Origin of the sequence: Sphingobacterium sp. (assembly GCF_039596235.1) — a bacterium.
GTDB lineage: Bacteria > Bacteroidota > Bacteroidia > Sphingobacteriales > Sphingobacteriaceae > Sphingobacterium.
In genome coordinates this window covers 198,011-215,795 of the sequence record NZ_JBCNKE010000003.1, presented here as the reverse complement: position 1 = coordinate 215,795, position 17,785 = coordinate 198,011, and the positions used below count along the sequence as shown (strand labels likewise).

Sequence of the window (17,785 nt, the reverse complement as noted above, 5' to 3'; positions counted from 1 at the left end):
TGTATTAGAATTGGACATTTAGTCCGAAATTGTATACTTTTTGAAGCGGATATCTCAGACCATTACCACCCATCTCCGGATCCCAAAGATCAAAGCTACTTTTGACGAACAGGTTGCTGGCATTTAAATAAAGTCTGATCGGTCCCACCCCCATTTTATCAAGCATCTTGCTCGAGAGATTATACCCCAATTCCACTGTTTTCAAGCGTAAAAAAGAGCCATTACGCATCCACCAGCTAGAAGATTTGAGATTATTTTGATTCAGATTAGGACTTAAACGAGGCCAGAAAGCATAAATATTTCCATTCTCCTCGGACCAGTGATCATCAGCAATGGCCTGTAATAAACCATGTTGATAGGGGCCATTCATAACAAAAGGACTGGTTTTATCGGGGTCGATCCAGAAAGATGATCGCGCGGATCCCTGAAAGAATCCACTAAGATCAAACTTTTTATAACCTACTGATAATCCGAAGCCATAAATAATTTCAGGTACTGTCGGTAAACCCAATGGCACATAGTCTAAGGATGAGATGATACCGTCTCCGTTTATATCCCGATACTTAATATCTCCACCCATCACCTCACCGAAAGTCTGTACTGGAGAGTTTTTCACCTCTTCATTATCGACAAAAAGTCTTTCTGCAACGAGACCATAATATTGGCTAAGCGGATGGCCGACTTTGGACTGATAAGCTAAATTTGCTGGGTAATTGGGTTCCTCATTGACAAGTAATTTGCTCGTGGCATAGGTAAATGTTCCCCTTGCCTGCACCCACATATCACCAAAATTCTTGTTGTAATCTACCGAAAGATCAATACCTTTCCCTTCTGCTTCACCCACATTAGCCTGTATTCCGGCAGATAAACCCATTGTAGTAGGAACATAAGCCCGATTCATTAGAATATTTTTTCTATGCGTCTTATAGGCATCCAGAATAATATTAACACTATTAAACAAGCTCAGATCCATCCCCAGATTGACTGTGCTCGCCTGTTCCCAGGTAATCGTCTCATTGGCATATCTCGAAATCGATACACCATCTTTGCTGTAGGTATAGTTTGTACCAAAAGCTGATCCATGACCTCCATCTCTCAGATTCACTTTAGAAAGATAAAAGAAACGATCGTCTGTATTGCCAATCTGATCATTACCGATTAACCCATAAGTTGCTCTGAATTTTAGTTTCGTTATAGTCTGTCTTAAGGATCTAAAAAACTCTTCATTGGATGCATTCCAGGCAACCCCAATTGAAGGAAAGAAGCCATAACGATGATTTTTCGCAAAACGTTCAGATCCATTTAGCCCAAAATTTGCTTCAAGCAAGTATCTGTTATCGTAACCATATGTGAATCTTCCTGATAGTCCCTGATTGCGGAAAGGAAGCGAAGCTTGAAGATCAGCTGCATTACCTGTAAGAAAACTCCGCAGTTGAGTTACCAATAGACCGCCAACACTATGTTTTTCTGAAAAAACACGGTTATAATTAACCGCAGCCTCTAAGTAAGACACTGTATTCGAAACTTTTTCTCCCTTATTGTAATCCAGATACTCCGTGGCGTTTTTCTCATTGAGCAATTCCAATGCATATTTATCACCTTTGGCATATAGTGCGTTTGCCCTATAATAAAAAGGATTGTACCTTCTGCTCAAATCAAAATACGAATAGCGTTGTGTATAAGCCATCATCCTTGCACTCAGACCTTCTGTTAGGAATTTGAAATCCTGCTTAACTTCAAGCTGCACATTTAATGTTGAAGTGTTGTATTGTTGAAATCCCGAAACCATCTCTGCATACGGATTAAAATACAACGCTTCTCCCCTTTCACTAATTTTAGCATTTCCAAATAAAGGATGTTCGGCGTAAGGCATATCAGATGCCGGGAAAACAGCTGGAAACTTAACAGGATTAGCAGCTATTGCCCCTTGAAAGATATTCCCGCCGCCGCCGATCGGACCTTGATAATCATCGAAACTACCTGAAGTTCTTACAATTCCCTCCGTGGTTGGTGTCAGTTTAACATTGACATTCGAACGGATCTGATAGCTTTTCAGGTTAATATTGTTATTGAATTTATTTCCATGATCAGACTTCAGCACACCATTATCTACGTTATAGGTTCCTGCAATATAAAACTGTGCATTTTTTCCACCCCCACTCATATTCATATTAAACCGTTGATTGAGTGTGTAATCTTTGATTAATAGACCAATCCAGTCATTATTTGGATACAGTAAGGGATTATCACCGGCAATCGTCCGATCAATCTTGTTTTGACTGTATGGCAGTTCTCCCAAACGATCTCTAGTCAACACAGCTTCATTTGCCAGCTTCATATAAGTGATATTGTCCGCCAATTTGAAATTTTGGGTATTGGAAGAAAGCGAATTTTCAACCCGCACATTGAATTTCGTTTTACCTGAAATTCCAGATTTCGTTGTCACCAACACCACGCCATTCGCGCCTCTGGCCCCATAAAGTGAGGATGCTGCGGCATCTTTTAACACGGAAAAACCAGAGATATCATCCGGCTGTAACCGCGCTAACGCATTGGAAGAAGACTCCATACCATCAATCAAAATCAATGGATCTACTTTCCCACTTCCAAATGTTGTGATCCCACGGATAAAAAACTGTGCATTATCAGCGCCAGGCTCACCACTTCGCTGAAAGGCAACAACCCCTGAAAGCCTTCCTGCAAGCATCGTTGTCAAATTGCTGGTTGGCCCCTTCAATTCCTTCGGATTGATTGTTGTAATGGAACTGACCATACTCTCCTTTTTCTGCTGACCATAAGCGACAACAACTACCTCATCCAACTCACTTTTATCTTCTGTTAACTGTACATCTATCTGTTGAAGCCCATCGATCGGCACTTCTTTTCTCGCATAACCAACAATAGAAAAGATAAGAATCCCCTTAGGATTCGACACGTTGAGATTATAATTGCCATCAACGTCTGTTGTCGTTCCATTGCTTGTCCCCTTTTCCACAACAGATACACCCTGTAATTTTTTATCTCCTTCTCCCGAAACTGTACCTCTGATCGAATGTTGAATAATCCGGTTCTCTTTTCTTTTGGAGATGATAATCATTCTATCTTCTATCGCATACGCAAGTCCTAAATTAGCTGTAACTTCATTCAACGCATCTTCAAGTGTGGCGTTCTTCACTCGAAAATTTGTCTTTTTTAAAGGGCTGATCAGATCGACATTATAGAACATATCGTAGCCCGATTGTTTCTTGATCTCTTTCAGCACAGATTCTACCGCTGCATTTTTCAACTCGATATTGATACGTTGGCCATAGCCTTTCGCAAATGCCGAAATTGAACATAAAAATGTAATTACAAATGTTAGCTTCATTATGATTAGATGCTTGCGAGTACATATTGCAGGCCAAAATAGGCGCTGTAATAAACAATACAAATGCTTGTATTGAACTTTTAAATTCATACTTTTGTGATGTTAGGTTTTTAGAAAATTTTGTATTACCCTAATGTGTGCCGACGGTATGGCAGTACTGTCGGCTTCTTTGCTTAAGTTTTTTTCCCCATCTATTTTTCAAATTTTAGTGTAGTTCCAATTCGGTTAATCTTGATATTTGCCGTTCGCGCGATAACATTCAGCGCTCTGTCCAGTTCATAATTTCTCGGTATAGTTCCACTAAATGTAAGTGCTGGAAGGGATTCGAGGTCCACATCAATGCTATACCATCTAGCAAAATCCCGCATAATTTCTTTTAATGTCGCATTATCATAAACAAACACGCCATTTTTCCATCCCAATACCTGCTCCTCGTTTTCAGTCTTATCTTGTTTTAAAGCTTTGGATTTTTTATCAAGGACAATCTGTTCACCCGGTTTAAGAATGTACTCTTTCTGTGGAGATGATCCGATCAGATTCTGGACAGACACTTTACCATGGAATAAAGTGGTTTTGGTTGTTTGCTCATTTTCATAATTATTTACGTTAAACTTGGTTCCGTATACTTTGATACGTTGATCATGCGTTTTAACGATAAAGGGCTTATGTTTGTTGGATTCTATGTCGAAAAATCCTTCCCCCTGAAGCTCGACTTCCCGTTGACCTTCAGCATAGAAAAGTGGAAATTTGAGCTGTGAATCGGAATTTAAAACCACAGCACTACCATCGGTAAGATAAATACGTGATTGTCTGCCTTTGGCCGTCCGGATGGTTTGATAAATGATTTGACGTTTAAGACCTGAGAGACTATCCAGTGTTTTAACATGGATATCCCCTAAACTATCCTGTAAAATCACTGCACCATTTTCCCGCAATAATTCAACGTTGGAGGTACCATCAAGCTTGATCTCTTTACCATTACTTGTTATCAGCGTGCTTTGATTTTCTGTTATTCCCACAGGTTCAGATTCATTACCACGATGAGTGTGCCATAATACTGAAATTGCACATATGATTGAAGCTGCAGCTGCGATTGATATCCATGTGAATAATTTCTTACTGCTCTTTTTTCGATTCTGATAAAAATATGCGCGATCGAAATATTCATCAAGCTGCTGAATAGCCATTCTAGCATCTTCATCTAACTCGATTTCATCTTCAAGCTGCAAATCTTCCAGAATAAGTTCTTTGAAAAGCTTTGTATGCTCCTTTTGTCGCATATAATGCAAGAGCAGATGAACTTCCTCATCCGTACATTGTTTAGCGAGATACCTTCTATATAAGCTTATTAATTTGGTTTGTTCCACAGTATAATTGGTCTTACTTTACCTCTTATACGTAAGCAAAAAAAATATCAACTATGCCGAATCGAAAAAAAATAATTATCGGCAAACACAGGAGCCGTTGTGCTTGCTCCTGAATTATTAAAGTATAATTTATTGAGTTGAATATATGTTGGCAGGCAGACTTCGGCTGGATGCAACTACATTATTTAGGTGCGTAATATCAGGGCGCATGCAATTAGGAGGGAAACACTTTCATTAGAATTCCTAAATAAAAATATCGAGTGGTATTCTTTAAATAAAAAAACGTAAGAAAAACAACGACAGCTTATAATGCTAGGTAAGAAATATCGGATGATAATTTGCAAACAACATCATCAGAAAGCAGCAGTAATTCCAATTCCAATGTGATTTAATAATACTGGAAGCTTTAACAATATGATTGTTGATTGTTGCTGTAGAAATATTCAAAAGTTTGGACACCTCGTCATAGCTCCTGCCTTCGAGTTTGCAGAGTACATAGACTTCCCTACATCGCTCGGGAATAATATCCAATATATCATTGAGGTATTTCTCCATTTCTTTATAAGAGACTCCATCTTCAATATTATTTGTACATGTGCCCCTCGATAGAATCATCAATTGTTCGCATTTAGCTTGGTCTGAAGCTATTTTCCGAAAATAATCGTAAACTGTGCTTTGTGCAATTGTATAGAGATAGGATTTAAAATTTTTTGAAACATCTATCTGCGCTCTGTTCTGCCAAACCTTTACAAATACATCCTGAATAATATCCTGTGCAAACTCCACCGATCTGACCTGTTTTAATATTCTGCCGAAAATCTGAGTTCTATAGTTGTAATAGAGCTTTTCGAATGCCTTTTGATTCCCCTCAGCCAATTGTAAGAGCAATACTGCGTTGTCCTCTAGACTCATAATTCTATTTCTATCGAAGTTCAATAATCCATGGTTTTTCAATTGCATTCCGATGTGCGGGAAAATAATTCCTACGTTCCGCACATGTGCTTTTCTAGGTACTTGACGAGTTGAAAAAGCAGCAAAATCTCCTTAGGCCGCCTGACAGTCGCTTGACAATTGATCTTTAAACAAAAGAAATAATATAAAATAGATCCGAGATGTATAAAACACGTAAAAACATGTAAAATATTACGATAACCACTGGCCTTGCTTAATAAGCAAGCAGAAAAAAATCACTGGTCTTAATACCAAATACAGGACTATTTTGTCGTAAGAAAGCCGTTTCACTTCTGGACTAGCGTCCTAAAAATTTACGTGAACTTCGAGCGATTGCTCCGAAATATAGCAGTATAAAAATCTTAAAACTGGCACGAAATTCGATAACGTTCTGTTAAATATAACTAATCAGCTACTTAATAAAGTAAAAAATCGCAGAACCTTTTTTAGTCACAAATTAATTTTAGACCTATGATCGTATCATTAACCACTTATTTAATTGTTATTGGAATATTTTGTCTTTTAATAGTTATCAAGCCCCTATATACCCGATTTATCAAAAAAGAGGAAAGTAAAAATGATGCTATATTATTACTGCTTCTGTTAACTATCCCGATCAATTGGTTTACACCAACTATCTTGACTATTACCGATTGTAATAATTACAGCAAAGAGGTAGTGTTATTCCCTACAACAAAAGATGGCATTAAAATCAGCTACGGAAAGGCGTCCTACATCTTTAATAATACAGATCGGAACCTAATTTTCGAATATTACTACTACGGGGACAATACACCCGCAGCAGGAGAAGATAATAAAGTGATTGAGCCAAAACAACATGCGAAAGTAAATGTGGTTTCGATCGATTATATCCTTTCACAGCCAGCTGAGCGTGTATCTACCAAATCGAGTGGCGCAACGAAAACTGTACTAAGATGTCAATAAATAGCAAATGGCTTTTAGTCTTTTTAGCTTCTCAATCCTAAACGATATATGCTATAACCACCTGCCCCATGGGTCAATTATCACAATTCGCAATAAATATCGGATTCGACAATATTTTCACAGCTGTCTGGGGTTCTGATTTTCCCTTAATCCGGTCAAACTTCATTAATATACCATCGTAATGGTAGTCTGTGCTTTTATAGTCCAGTTCTTTTGCAGGTATCGCCCGGCTGAGATATAGATTTTTTTCCTTATCATATCTGTAAGCTGCTAACGCTATTTCCTGATCCATATCATCATGGGTATTGTACCCATTATTTACCAATTTGAAATCCGCATCAAAGGCGCTATCAAAAGATTGGTCTAAAAATTTCAGTTCTTCGAGCATAGTAAATTCTTCCTCTTTAGTAGATTTGCGAATAGGCTCATCTGACTGATCACTGACTGCATATAACCCTTCTTTGCTAATTTTGAGCATAATATCATTGTGATACAAGCTACGCTGCATATGTTGTACAATAAAATCATTGTAATCGCCACTGGCAAAATGATACATCAATTTAGGAATCTCAATTCCGCGATCATTGTCCTGATTTTCTTGCTCCAATAAAGTAATTGTATCCATCTTTTCATTAAACAGATGAACACTGGGAAAGTCCTTACAATTCGCATCTTCATTAAAAAGTGGCTGCATCTTGTCCGGGAACTTTCCGACCAAAATTGCGCTACTCAAACGGTCCCCCATGAAACAAACACGCATCCCGTATTTGATAGTCGGATTTTTCCGCGCATATACATAAAATTGAGCGTCAGGATTTTTAGGCTGTAGATAAATAAGATTATTTTCGATCTTCCAGGTACCTTTTATTAAGGTTCCGTAAGCTATTATCAAAAAAGTCTTGTTTTTGTTTATAACAAATGCAGCATCGGAAGATTGATATACCCCTTCAATATGTTGTTCGCTTTGTTGTGCGCAGACAAGATTAACGTATAATGTCAATAACAGCACAAGTAGTTTATTAAATTTCAATTGCATAATTTCGATATCCGGTTAAATATCGTAAAAATGCCAAAAGATAAATTGCCTATTAAAAATTAAAGGGAGGAGAACAAATTTTCGAATGCCTTTCGCTAATATTTGTTCGTCCAATTTCTTGCGCATACATCAACGTGCTCACTAAAAAATCAAGATTATCATTTATACTAGGACTGATAAGGATGTTGCCAGGGCATTCGATAAGGTCTTTTCAGTAACTTGGTTGCTTCTGGATCATCGATGCAGATTTTTTTCAAAGGGTCATATCTCAATGGTCTATTTACTTGCATAGAAATATTGGCGAGTATACAACAGGCTGTCGATATATAGCCCTCTTCGATGTCAGCCACAGGCAATCGATCCTGTTCTATTGCAGACAACAGATCCAATAGATGTTGCCGTGTGGCAGGAGCGGTGTGCAATTCAATTCTAGGTTCCTCCAGATCAGCTGGAAATTTCTCCTTTTCATAAACCACGTCTTTTTTTATGGGAGTGCCTTTACCAACTGGAATAAACTCATATTTCATCACACTTCCTTTTAGCGTTCCTTTATCCCCATAGATAATAAACGCCCAAGGATATTCGGGATCCATGGGATTACCCCAGGTTCGGTGTTGCCATATACAATTAAGCTCATCATATTCAAAAACTGCTGTCTGTGTATCCGCAATGTTCGACTTTCCCTCCTTTTGTACATAGATCCCCCCTGTTGCACTAATTTTCTTTGGCCATTTGAGCTGTAATAACCAACGCACTGTGTCAAACATATGCATCCCCATATCACCGGTGATACCATTTCCATATTCCATAAAAGTTCGCCACCAACCGCCATGAGGTAAACCGTCGTAAGGACGTAAAGGAGCAGGACCAGTCCATAGTTCATAATCAAGAAAGTCCGGAACAGGCTCCAGTGCCGGATTACCATTCCTTCTCATATGATAATAACAGCACATTTCCACATGCGATATCTTACCAAGTAAACCTTGATCTATAACCTGCTTTTTGGCGTCAATCAGATGCGCTGTACTCCGCCGTTGTGTTCCTACCTGTACTTTTTTATTATATTTTCGCGCATATCGGAGTATCGCCTCTCCTTCAAGGACATCAACACTAACAGGTTTTTGCAAATAGATATGTGCTCCCGAACGTATCGCATCTATGGCTTGTCTGGCATGCCAATGATCAGGTGTGCCGATCAGAATGAGATCGAATTGATGCTCGGCAAGCATCCTCCTATAATCTTTGTAAAGCTTTGGAACCTGCCCTGAGCGCTGACGTTCTCCGACCAATCGCCCGGCCTCCTCCAAATGACGGCTATCAACATCGCAAATCGCCACTACATTGACATCGCAGACCTGCATTAGCCTAAATAGATCGCTTTTTCCATACCAACCTGCCCCGATCAGTCCGACCTTGGTATTTTTCGGTAAAGGTTCAAGGGATAATCCTTTAGCGGATAAAGCGGATAAAGTAACAAGAGCACTTGTCCCCAGAATGAAGTTTCTTCGGTTCAGCGTATAATCAACCATAATTTACTGGCTTATTGTTTAGTTTAGTATAAAACAAAACAATAAACTGAAGATAATGTTTACCGGCCTATTATTTTTTCAATTATATCCATGATCACCACAGCTTTTTATCAGCTGTTAGAATTTCCATTTTTTCCTTATATTTTATACCCAAGACATTGTGCTGAAAACAGGTCGCCAATAGACCTACTTCGTCTTCTCGGATAAAAATACAATGTGATCAACGACATGGATGACACCATTATCCGGAGCTAAATTAGATGTGCGGATTTGCCATTGGTTATTAGTCCCTTCATTGATCAGCCCAATATAGGTACTGGTATGGGACAAGTACATCGTCTGACCTTTCTCAGTCGTATAAGCAATTGGCTTGTTACTCGGAGCCAAGGCAGGATCACTAAAATTCACTACCGCCTTGACAATATGATAACGCAAAATATCCTTCAATATCGATACCGGAATAGCGGCAATATTATCGTATTTATTTTCCTTGAGATATGCCGTAAAAGCTTGATTAGTCGGTAAAATAAACGTCGCTTTTTCTTTACGTTCATACAATGCTTCATCCTTACATTGCAAGATAGCTTGTTTCAGTAAAGACAATGAATCGTTCCCCTGGATGTATGTCCATGTTGACATATTCAGTTTACTATTGTCTTTTGCGTAGTCATACTCAAAGCTTTCCTGAATTTCGCAACTAAAGAACGTGGACAATATACCCAAGCTGCATAGAAAAAAAGTAAAGATATATTTGATCTTCTTCATAAGCTTATCTATAAAATTCATTTTGTTGCAAATTTGGATTTTTAAGAAGTTCACTTTCATGTATTGGCCACAGCAAATTTCGTTTATCAGAGAGGCCATTGATTGGTTTCATTGTCGAAATTGCAGTTTCATTCCGGAGGAGGTCAAACCAACGGTGTCCCTCAAAACAAAGTTCTATAGACCGTTCGTGAACAATACTGGCAACTAAGCTTCCGAATTGGCTTTCAGCCTTATGTTGATCCAACACCGAGAGTCCCGCACGGGTACGTATACGGTTCAGTAAATCCAATGCTTCGACAGGCTGATTTAAATTGGCATGTGCTTCAGCCTTTAGTAGGAGGATATCGGCCAATCGCGTTAATACAATATTGCCTGCCGAGGGTTCTGGGCTCTCGTCATTAAATCCTTGCCCAAAAAACTTCCATATCTTACGGGGCTGAACTTGGGACACATCGTAAATACGAGGTTTGCGGAGATCGTCGGATTCGATTGACGCTATAAAACCCGCACTGGGTACATAATCACTATCTGACCCATTCGCATACCATACACGTAGATTATTGGGCTGCACTTCATTATAGCCGACTTCAAAAATACTTTCGGTACTACTTCCTTTGACAAAGATGTTATTCCAATCCTCAATTGGCACCAAGGCATATTGCGAATCTACGATTACTTTTTCAGCCATTTCTATCGCTTGTGCATACTTTTTTTGCCACATATAGAGCTGTGTCAGAAAAGCATAAGCTGCGCCTTTGGTAATCAGCACACGGTTTTTGGCCCCTGAATAATCTGAAGCGCAATTCTCTGTTGCCAGAATTAAATCTGCTTCCACCTTAGCCAATACCTCCGCCTCCGTGTTCTTTTTGACAAACATGTCCTGATCCAATCCCTCATAGGGTTCTGTAACCAGAGGGACTTGCCCCCATATCCGAACCAAATAAAAATAAGCTAGTGCCCTTAAAGCATGGGCCTGCCCAAGTAGTTGCCTTTTAAGTTCACTATCTTCAGTTCCAAATGCCTGTGGAATATATTTGATCGCATAGTTCGCACGGGATATAACAGTATAAAAATTATCCCAACGTGCCGAATTAATAACCGGAGTCAGCGCGTTCTGCTGCAGCGCGGCAGGATCACCGGCATGACGGGTCACAATATTATCAGCCCGCCCCTCACCCCAGTAAGCAAAGTTCTGACGGAAAAGAGATTGCAAGCCATTATAGATGCCATTGACACCGGCCTGTGCATCACTGGGCTTTTTATAGTACCCCTCTCCAGAAACGTTGCTAATAGGCTCCTTATCCAGCAACGAGTTCGAACAACCGCCAACGGATAAAAATAGAAGAGAACAAAATGTATATTTTAACAATTTTTTCATCACGTTTTATTAAAGACCAAGGATTAAACCAAACATAAATGTGCGACTCTGCGGATAAGAGCCCTCATCCAGCCCTACACGAAGGCCAGAATAGGAATTAACATCGGGATCAAAACCGGTATACTTTGTCCAGGTAATCAGGTTCGTCGCCGTAACAAAAGCATCGAGCTTACGTAGACCAATACGTTTGCTCCAGCTGGGATCAAAAGAATACCTTAAATTGACATTTTTTAATTTCAGATAAGATCCATCTTCAACCCATCTACTCTGTACCCGACTATCAGACTGTTTGGGATCATCCCGAATCAATCGTGGAAAATCGGTTTGATCGCCCTGTTCCCGCCACCGCTTGAGCGCATCAGTAGACAGATTATTATAACGAACAATCGAATTGCGCTGATGATTCAACTCACTATAAATCTGATTCCCTACCGAATATTGAAAAAACACATTCAAATGGAAGTTCTTATAGCTAAAATCATTGGAGATCCCGCCGAAATATTTCGGTTCAGCATAACCAATAATTTCGCGGTCATTTTGATCGATTATATTATCATTGTTCACATCCTTCCAAATGGGATCTCCACCAACGAATACAGGTCCATTCGCACCATTGGTTAACCCGCTGGTATTGTCTTCATCTCGCGCATACACACCAAGATAACGCCAACCATAAAATACACCGATAGGCAAGCCTTCCTGTAGAATGTGGAATGCCCCATTTTGAATATGACCGCCAGTCAGAAGATTCTTAGGCAACGAGGTGACTTTATTTCTATTCAAACTAACGTTTATATTTGTGTTCCAACTAAAAGCCCCCTCCAGATTACGGGTCTGTAGGCTAAATTCCAGTCCTCGGTTCTCGATCGATCCTATATTTTGGGTGATAAATTCGAATCCTGTGGTTCCCGGAATAGGTACATTATAGAGTAGATCCTTGGTTTTCTTTAAATAAGCGTCAGTCGAAAACGAGATTCTATTGTTAAGGAAACCAAGCTCTAAACCCAGATTATATTGATGCGTCGTTTCCCAGGTGAGACTGGGATTAGGCATTACCGTGGGGGCCGCTCCAGAAAAATCCAAATAATTCGTTCCTAAAGTAAACTCACCTCGTGAGCTGTAGTCGCCGATGGCCTCGTTCCCGGTACTTCCAAGACTAAAACGTAGCTTACCATCACTTAGCCAGCCCAAATCCTTGATCCCTTTTTCCTCGACAAAACGCCAACCTGCCGACGCTGATGGAAAGAATCCGAACCGTCGGTTACGACCGAAACGGGAAGAACCATCGGTACGAAGATTGAACTCCAACAAATATTTACCTAAATAATCGTAAGTTACCCGACCAAAATAAGAAAGCATGGCATGCTCGGAGGCGATATTAACACCTTGATTTGAAATGATGGATGCCCCATTCAATGTACGGATATCATCACTTGGAAAGTATTCGCCATCGAGGCCTGTCCGGTCATAACGCCATTTCTGAAAACTCATGCCCAATACCGCCCCAATATTGTGTGCATTAGCTATATTTTTAGCATAGGTAAAATAACTCTCATTACCCCAAGTAAGGTTTCCGGAAGATCGTACAGCCCCTTTATTATATCCCTCACGGTAATCCAATATGGACGGCATAAATTCGTCTTCTTTCATTGAAATATAATCCAAATTTACATTACTTCGGAACTTAAGATCCTTATATAGATCTATTTCCACATACTGGCTACCAACGATACGGTTACTCTTATTCAAATTGGTCGAAAACAAAGCCATCCCAACAGGATTCCGCTGCCCGATCATATAACCATTCAGTGATCCATTGGGTAGATACATTGACATAATAGGCGGCCGTATCAATAAACTCCGGATAATACTCAGGTTCCCTGAGCCCGCGGCATTTGTCCGGTTGTTCACTGCATTTGTATAGGAAATACTTTGTCCAATCCTAATCCGATCTGAAATTGTAAAGTCTACATTCAATCGGGAGGTAAATCGCTTGTAATTGGAATTCAAGATCACACCATCCTGATCCAGATAAGATGAACTCCAAGCATATTTTGTTCCTTGATTCCCGCCTCGTACAGAGAGATCCAACTTATATTGCTTTGCTGAACGCATCAACTCATCCTGCCAGTCCACATCGCCGCTGTTCATGGGGTTGAGCGAATCTATAATTGTATAAAACGGTTCCTCGGGTTTGCTCATCCCCCGATAGGAATCCAAAACTGCTTCCCGGTATTGCCGTGCATTCAAAACACTGAGTTTGCGGGTCAGGGCACTCACTCCTGCAGTTGCATTTAAAATCACCTCGGGCTTACCTTCAGCACCTCGTTTCGTCGTAATCATTACAACTCCATTGGCGGCTCTAGAACCATAAATCGCAGTAGAGGCCGCATCTTTAAGAATCTCAATTGAAGCGATATCGTTTGGATTGATATCCGTCATCGGGTTCAGTCCAGAATTTTCGGTACCGTTTAAAGAAGAAATGGAATTGGATTCAAGTGGAATACCATCTACAACAAAAAGGGGGTTGTTGCCCGAGTTCAACGACGAACTTCCCCGTACGCGTATGCTCATCTCAGCACCGGGAGCCCCGGAATTGGACGACACCTGCACGCCTGCTGCCCTTCCCTGTAAAATTGAAATGGGATCCTGTAATGTTGTTTTGGCAATTTCTGAAGCACCTACTGAAACAATAGCCCCGGTTAGATTTCGTTTTTTCTGACGACCATATCCAACCACAACAGTCTCTTCCATCAGATTCGAAACAGCAACGAGGTCGATCGTATAGGTTGTACGTGAATCTATTTTTATCGTTTGGCTGGAATAACCCACAAAAGAAAAAGTAACCGATTGTCCTGTCTTGACATTATCTAACACAAAGCCCCCTCGTTTATCCGTACTCACTGTGGCATTTTTCGGGTCATTGAGCTTCACAGTAACACCAAGTAAAGGCGATTTTGTAACAGCGTCAACCACATGGCCCGTGATCGTTTTTTGTTGAGCCAACACTACTCCAGGAATAATTAAAATAGCATACAGAAAAAATAAGGATAAAACATAATACGGTCCTTTCAGGTTACATTGGTTAGCATTAAATTTCATATGAATACTTTAAGTTTATAGCACTATTAACTATCGATAATGATTAATAAAAAATATTTTAATGAAAACATTTACATTAAAACGTTAAGCATTACCAAATAATTAACGTTTGAAAAAAAACAATAGTATGTACAAGGCTAATTTTAGTAACATTTATGTGACGTAAATACTTTTAAGAAACATTATATTGCTCCACTATCTATTTCATAAATACTGTTTCTTTCCTAATCAGTCCATAAAAATTCTGAATCTGTTCTTCAGAAATTGGATAAATTCCAAACTGCTAACCACCTTGCTTATGTAAATTATCATATTGAATAAAAGGCATAAACAGGTCATAAAAAAGCCCTAGAGCGGGGAACTCTAGGGTCTTAGCCATATATTAACCTATTTTATGAAAAGTATTTGCATTATTAACGCTTTATTGTGGCAACTTATTTTGTGCTATATTGAAAAAAATTAATAATTATAACAAAATCCCATTTATAGCGCTATAAATGGGATTTTTTATACTTACAAAATAAGCTTTTGTTACTTGATCGTTACTGCAAAAGCATATTCATCTGGAGGAAGACATTGTGATGCATCACATGCCTGCCATTCTACGCTGCCTTTCACAGTTGCTGTTCCTTTTTTCAAAGTTACCTTTTGTTGGAAAATCACCTCATTTGTAAAATAACCCACATCCATTTTAAAAACCTCTTCGTGTTTTACTTTCGGTTTTGGCTCAGCAGTCTTGCCTACCAATACATAATCGCTCGCATTGGCAAATGTGAAAGAAGTCGGAATAGGTCCGCCATCCTTCACATTTTGCGAATAAATATGCCAGCCATTCTGAATCGTCGCTTTTACATAGACGACTGCCTCTTTGTTGTTTAGCTTTTTGCTAGCAACAGTCCATTTTACCGGCTTGTGAATCTGAGCGAAAGCGCCAGTTATCATAAAAATAACTGCAGTCATTAACAATACTAATTTTTTCATTTTTTTATATTTATTTTGGTTTGTCACGCGATGTCCATTCGCCTACCTTCATATCCGTTTTCTTATTGATTCAAATAGGGTGATATAGAAAGACAAAAAACGCTAGAACAATATTCGCCATAAACAATATAAAACACAATGGCTGGTCAGTAAAACAATAAATTTTATTGAAAACAATACAAAAAACAATACGATTCGCACTTTATCAGCTCCTTTTTCAATGCTCTCCCCTTATTTTTTTGTGTCCTAAAAAAAGAAAAATAAAGCTATATCATTCGACTATATCACCTAAAGTCTGCTATTATCCACTTAAAACCACAAACAACAGATTTGTTACGTTGCAGTACCTGACAAAAACCATCTTTGGCACAGAAATCGCACTATATAAAACTCATAATTTAGGTTAATAATTGGTTAGGTTAAACCGCTTGAAGTTCCCCGCTTCAAGCGGTTTTTTTTATAAAATCTTTTCCTCCGAATTTATACTGACATATAGCTGTCAATACCTAAACCTATCTTTGATGTAGCATACAAAAACAGAATGATCGATCCTTTGTTAAAGGATGGAAAAAACAAGATAAACGTATCAAAAATATTAAACTAATATATTCCAAAACAAGATGAACACACTTCAACAATTAAAGTCTGAACTTGAAAATGAGTACCAGATCACCAAAAATTTTATTAAACTTTTTCCAGAAGGCAAAAATGACTATGCCCCGCATGAAAAAAGCATGAAAATAATGCCCTTAGCGACCCACCTGGTGGAGGTGTTTGAATGGCCAAGTACAATTTTAAAAACATCTGAACTCGATTTTGCTGATGGGGGCTATACACCCACTATTCTATCAACGCGACAAGACTTACTTCAGAAATTAGACCAAGACTATGAAGCAGGCAAAATAGCCTTGGAAAATGCAGTCGAAGATGATTTAAATCCAATTTGGACGATCAAGAATGCGGGGCAAAAACTGGCAAGCTGGACAAAATATGAGGCAATCCGTCATTCTTTAAATCAGATCACACATCACAGGGCACAACTAGGTGTCTACTATAGACTGAATAATATTCCTTTACCATCAAGTTACGGCCCTTCTGCCGATTCACAAAACTTTTAGTATAGTCCAAATTATGGTTTTTTGAACGGAATTGCATAAAAACAGTCCGCGATCGGCATTCGTTTATGATCTAAGACTGTTTTTATGCAATTTCGCTTTGCTCTTGGAAAGGAACAAATTCTCTCGCTAGGAACCTCGTTGCAACCTTCGACCTACCGCAGTCGGGACAGCTTCGCGGTGAATACGTACTGTTTGCGTGGTGAGTCCGTGGTGAGTCCGCGTCTAACACGCTGAAACGGCGGCAGCAGTACGGCTACACCCTGCCCGCATCTGCACTCAGGTTGCTTTAAAGCCCGATTCCGTTCCGAACAGCGCTCGACAGCCAGTCGAAAAAATGCCAAAATAGGCCGAATACTCGGACTCACAGGTTGGAAACGCATATTTTCAGGTTGGAAACGCATATTTTTACGTGAAAACATTCCTATTTATAAAGAGAGACGGATCTGACAAAACATAAAAAATCCGGACTGCAATGCGAAGTTGTTATGTATTGGCTTAATATAATGGCATAATTTTTGAAAAAAATCAATTAACCAATTAGCGAATTACACAAAGAAAGCGAAAGGTTCAGAGCAAATATAGACGCTGCATATTTAAACCTTGATTATGATTATTTTCGGAACAAGAACAAAGTTACTACAAAACAGATCCAATACAGCTGTAGGAACTTGCAATTATTGTAACACAGTCGGATCCCTATATGCCTATAAACAGGTAAAATATTTCCACATCTTCTGGATCCCCATTTTTCCATACAATACAGAGATTATTAGTGTTTGTGATCATTGCAAAAAAGTAAATTACCAACGTGAGATTGATCCTCAAACCCTAACAACAATCCGTTCAAGCGGAATGCCGAAGACACCAGTCGGATATTTTTCTGGATTAATACTTATCGGCCTTTTCTTTGGAAGTGCTGCCGTAGCGGGAGTTTCCGGATCTATTAAAACAAAAAAATACTTGCAAAGCCCTGTCGCCGGTGATATCTATGAAATCAAGCGGAAGGAAAATGGAAAGTCCATGTACACGCTATACCGGGTTGCGAACGTCACAACGGATTCCATTACTTTCGACGTAAACGACTACGAAGCAGAGGGAACAAAAGGGCTTCGCAAATTGAGGGAACAACGCAGCGATAGCTATTCGGAAAAGGTCACTTTAGCCCGCGCAGAAATTGTCAAAATGAAAGATGATCATCAGATATCCTCGATAGAAAGAAAATAGAACTGGAGCTTATGGACAAATC

Annotated in this window: 12 protein-coding genes; 3 read left to right on the top strand and 9 right to left on the bottom strand. The window is 39.3% G+C overall.

Going from position 1 to position 17,785, the window contains the following annotated elements:
* Nucleotides 1-4: 4 nt before the first annotated feature.
* The 3 genes from ABDW32_RS08350 to ABDW32_RS08340 all read right to left on the bottom strand — a co-directional run bounded on the left by ABDW32_RS08350 (nt 5) and on the right by ABDW32_RS08340 (nt 5,646).
* Entirely contained in the window at nt 5-3,367 is a 3,363-nt protein-coding gene (locus tag ABDW32_RS08350; RefSeq protein WP_343561310.1) for a TonB-dependent receptor, read from the bottom strand.
* A gap of 191 nt (nt 3,368-3,558) precedes the next feature.
* A complete protein-coding gene (locus ABDW32_RS08345) occupies nt 3,559-4,734 on the bottom strand; it encodes a FecR domain-containing protein (protein ID WP_343561308.1) in 1,176 nt (391 codons plus the stop codon).
* A 312-nt stretch (nt 4,735-5,046) separates the two neighbouring features.
* On the bottom strand, nt 5,047-5,646 hold the full coding sequence (locus ABDW32_RS08340) for a sigma-70 family RNA polymerase sigma factor (protein ID WP_343561306.1): 600 nt from the start codon (nt 5,644-5,646) through the stop codon (nt 5,047-5,049).
* Between the two features lie 510 nt (nt 5,647-6,156).
* Between ABDW32_RS08340 and ABDW32_RS08335 the strand changes: the two genes are divergently transcribed.
* Nucleotides 6,157-6,630: a hypothetical protein gene (locus ABDW32_RS08335; RefSeq protein WP_343561304.1), complete on the top strand. Its 474-nt coding sequence runs from the start codon at nt 6,157-6,159 to the stop codon at nt 6,628-6,630.
* 73 nt (nt 6,631-6,703) lie between these two features.
* Here the strand turns inward: ABDW32_RS08335 and ABDW32_RS08330 are convergent, their stop codons facing one another.
* The 6 genes from ABDW32_RS08330 to ABDW32_RS08305 all read right to left on the bottom strand — a co-directional run bounded on the left by ABDW32_RS08330 (nt 6,704) and on the right by ABDW32_RS08305 (nt 15,421).
* Nucleotides 6,704-7,666 (bottom strand): hypothetical protein, encoded by a 963-nt coding sequence (locus ABDW32_RS08330; protein ID WP_343561302.1) that lies wholly within the window; start codon nt 7,664-7,666, stop codon nt 6,704-6,706.
* A gap of 167 nt (nt 7,667-7,833) precedes the next feature.
* The gene (locus ABDW32_RS08325) at nt 7,834-9,195 is read right to left on the bottom strand and encodes a Gfo/Idh/MocA family oxidoreductase (protein WP_343561300.1); all 1,362 of its coding nucleotides are present in this window, start codon (nt 9,193-9,195) and stop codon (nt 7,834-7,836) included.
* Between the two features lie 186 nt (nt 9,196-9,381).
* Nucleotides 9,382-9,960 carry a fasciclin domain-containing protein gene (locus tag ABDW32_RS08320; protein ID WP_343561298.1) on the bottom strand — a complete coding sequence of 193 codons (579 nt, stop codon included), beginning with the start codon at nt 9,958-9,960 and terminating at the stop codon, nt 9,382-9,384.
* Nucleotides 9,961-9,964: 4 nt separating this feature from the next.
* Nucleotides 9,965-11,338: a RagB/SusD family nutrient uptake outer membrane protein gene (locus tag ABDW32_RS08315; protein WP_343561296.1), complete on the bottom strand. Its 1,374-nt coding sequence runs from the start codon at nt 11,336-11,338 to the stop codon at nt 9,965-9,967.
* 9 nt (nt 11,339-11,347) lie between these two features.
* Nucleotides 11,348-14,440 carry a TonB-dependent receptor gene (locus ABDW32_RS08310; protein WP_343561294.1) on the bottom strand — a complete coding sequence of 1,031 codons (3,093 nt, stop codon included), beginning with the start codon at nt 14,438-14,440 and terminating at the stop codon, nt 11,348-11,350.
* A gap of 531 nt (nt 14,441-14,971) precedes the next feature.
* Complete coding sequence (locus tag ABDW32_RS08305; RefSeq protein WP_343561292.1) at nt 14,972-15,421, bottom strand: protein-disulfide reductase DsbD N-terminal domain-containing protein; 450 nt, start codon at nt 15,419-15,421, stop codon at nt 14,972-14,974.
* Between the two features lie 620 nt (nt 15,422-16,041).
* Between ABDW32_RS08305 and ABDW32_RS08300 the strand changes: the two genes are divergently transcribed.
* Both ABDW32_RS08300 and ABDW32_RS08295 read left to right on the top strand, forming a co-directional pair.
* On the top strand, nt 16,042-16,539 hold the full coding sequence (locus ABDW32_RS08300; RefSeq protein WP_343561290.1) for a DinB family protein: 498 nt from the start codon (nt 16,042-16,044) through the stop codon (nt 16,537-16,539).
* Nucleotides 16,540-17,391: 852 nt separating this feature from the next.
* Complete coding sequence (locus tag ABDW32_RS08295) at nt 17,392-17,763, top strand: hypothetical protein (RefSeq protein ID WP_343561289.1); 372 nt, start codon at nt 17,392-17,394, stop codon at nt 17,761-17,763.
* The last annotated feature ends 22 nt before the right edge of the window (nt 17,764-17,785 follow it).